This window comes from Klebsiella sp. RCJ4, assembly GCF_009025755.1.
Classification (GTDB): domain Bacteria; phylum Pseudomonadota; class Gammaproteobacteria; order Enterobacterales; family Enterobacteriaceae; genus Klebsiella; species Klebsiella michiganensis.
The window spans coordinates 1-2829 of record NZ_WCIN01000044.1 but is presented as its reverse complement, the minus strand read 5'-3'; the positions used below and the strand labels follow the sequence as shown (position 1 = coordinate 2829).

At 53.8% G+C, this 2829-nt stretch carries 1 protein-coding gene and 1 pseudogene; both read right to left on the bottom strand.

Annotation, left to right across the window (positions count from 1 at the left end):
• Positions 1–1182: pseudogene (locus F8562_RS29565) on the bottom strand (hypothetical protein); the annotation flags it as partial.
• A 436-nt stretch (positions 1183–1618) separates the two neighbouring features.
• A protein-coding gene (locus F8562_RS24890) for an IS3 family transposase (RefSeq protein ID WP_094909581.1) occupies positions 1619–2766 on the bottom strand; the annotation gives its coding sequence in 2 pieces (ribosomal slippage) (positions 1619–2529 and positions 2529–2766; 1149 coding nt in all).
• Positions 2767–2829 lie beyond the last annotated feature (63 nt).

Genomic DNA, 2829 nt, shown 5'->3' with positions numbered 1-2829 from the left:
ACTGTCAGAATCAGAATCGCTGTCTGAATCCGAATCACTGTCAGCGTCGGAATCGCTGTCGGAATCAGAATCACTGTCCGAATCCGAGTCGCTGTCTGAATCCGAATCACTGTCTGAATCGGAGTCGCTGTCAGAGTCCGAATCGCTGTCAGAGTCGGAATCGCTGTCAGAGTCGGAATCGCTGTCGGAGTCCGAGTCGCTGTCCGAGTCAGAATCGCTGTCAGAGTCAGAGTCGCTGTCCGAGTCCGAATCGCTGTCAGAATCCGAATCACTGTCAGCGTCAGAATCGCTGTCCGAATCCGAGTCGCTGTCGGAGTCCGAATCACTGTCAGCGTCAGAATCGCTGTCCGAATCCGAATCGCTGTCCGAATCCGAGTCGCTGTCGGAGTCTGAATCACTGTCGGAGTCGGAATCAGCATCGCTATCCGTATCATCGGCCAGGCCAATATTAATGGTCAGCGTCGTCGTTGCCGTATCGCCATCCGCATCCGTAATGGTGTAGGTAAAGATCTCCGTTTGACCGACAGAGTCAGCGTCTCCGGTCGCGTGATAGGTGTAAGAACCATCGGCATAGATCACCAGCGTACCGTAGGCGCCCTCAACGATCGTCCCCCCCGAGCTAACCGGTTCCGCCGTTGCCCCCGGAACCGAGGTGGCAACGATGCTGGTCACAGTAATATCCGTACCGGTATCGCCGACGTCCCCACCCGCGTCCGTCTGCAGTACGTTACCGCTGATAATCGCGGACTCGTATCCTACGGAGTCGGTTACCGCCACATCCACCGCGGTCGCTACGCTGAGATTCGCCAGGAAATTCACCAGCGTCGGCAGCAGCCCGGTATTCGTTGGCGACGAAATCACTACCGTATAGTTCCCCTCCGGCAGGTCGCTGAAGCTGGCGCTACCGCTGTAATCCAGGCTGACGCCTCCCGCCGTAATAGTCACCGCATTCGACGCCAGCGCAACCACTTCTCCGGTCACCGTATTCACCACCGCGAGATCGGCCTGGAAGGTATTCGTTCCACCCAGCAGCAGCAGTAGCGTATTAATCAGCGCCGCCGAGCTCAGCGTGGTGCCGCCGGAAATATCCAGTGCCACATCCTGAGTCGTTCCACTCGCGACAGTAAAGTCAAAGTTATTACCGCTAAGCAGCGAAACATCGACCACGCCAAGCAGGTTCACGCCTGTCAGCTGGGTAATCGTACCGTTTACCCCGTCGAGATTGTCATGGTTCTCAGAGATCAGCGCGGTATTAGTATCCGCATTGGCCTGCGGGATATCCGAGTCGCTATCAGAGTCGGCATCGCTGTCTGAATCCGAATCACTGTCAGAGTCAGAGTCCGAATCGCTGTCGGAGTCAGAGTCGCTGTCAGAGTCGGAATCACTGTCGGAATCCGAGTCGCTGTCGGAGTCGGAGTCGCTGTCAGAATCGGCATCGCTGTCGGAATCCGAATCGCTGTCAGAATCCGAGTCGCTGTCGGAATCGGAGTCGCTGTCAGAGTCAGAATCGCTGTCACTATCCGAATCACTGTCCGAGTCCGAGTCGCTGTCAGAGTCCGAATCGCTGTCTGAATCCGAATCACTGTCTGAATCGGAGTCGTGAATCGCCACGGATAACCTAGACACTTCTGAGTCGTTGATAATATAGGTTTTCATATTCAACTGGTGGCATCTGCTCGCTCGAACCATGCCGACGCTTACTGTTATAAAACATTTCGATGTAATCAAAAATATCGCTTCTGGCTTCGTCTCTAGTTCCGTAGATCTTTTTCTTAATCCGTTCGCGCTTCAGTAGCTGGAAAAAGCTTTCCGCAACCGCATTGTCGTGGCAGTTTCCGCGACGGCTCATGCTGCCTTCCAGAGCGTGTGATTTCAGGAACGACTGCCACTCATGGCTCGTGTACTGACTGCCCTGATCAGAGTGAACCAGTACCTGCTTTTGAGGATTACGCCTCCACACCGCCATAAGTAATGCGTTCAGGACAATCTCTTTTGTCATTCGGGGTTGCATTGACCAGCCGATAACTTTTCGGGAGAACAGGTCAACCACCACGGCCAGATACAACCAGCCTTCGTGGGTTCGGATGTAGGTTATGTCCGTAACCCAACGTTCATCCGGTGCTTCCGGGTTGAACTGCCGCTGGAGCTTGTTGGGCGTCACAATACTGGCTTCACCTTTACGCGCCCGTGGACTTCGGTATCCGACCTGAGCCTTTATCCCCACACGTTGCATCAACCGCCAGACTTTGTTTACACCGCATTGTTGCCCGGAATCCCGCAGATCGAGATAGATCTTGCGATAGCCATAAACACAGCCCGACTCCAGCCAGAACTGCTTAATATGTCCCGTCAGCTTCAGGTCAGCATGAAACCGTCGTGAATGTGGCTGCTTAAGCCAGGCGTAAAACCCACTCGGATGCACATCCAGCACCTGGCAGAGCAGACGGACAGGCCAGCAACGATTGTTGTCACGGATAAAGGCGTACCTCAGTCGGACAGCTTTGCGAAGTACGCCGCGGCTTTTTTTAATATATCCCGTTCGTCAGTAACCCGCTTTAACTCCTTCTGGAGTCGGCGGATCTCGGCCTGAGCATCTGACTGTTCATTATTAGTGGAAGAATCCGGACCGTACTTCTTTATCCAGGCGTAAAGGCTGTGGGTGGTGATATCGAGACGAGTTGCAACGCTGGAAACAGAATGACCACGATCAACAACCTGTTTGACTGCTTCAATTTTAAACTCTTCAGGATAACGCTTACCGCTCATGGGCACCTCTCTTTAAGTCATCTTAAATGACTCTGGGGTGTCTGTTAAACCCGTGGCGATTCA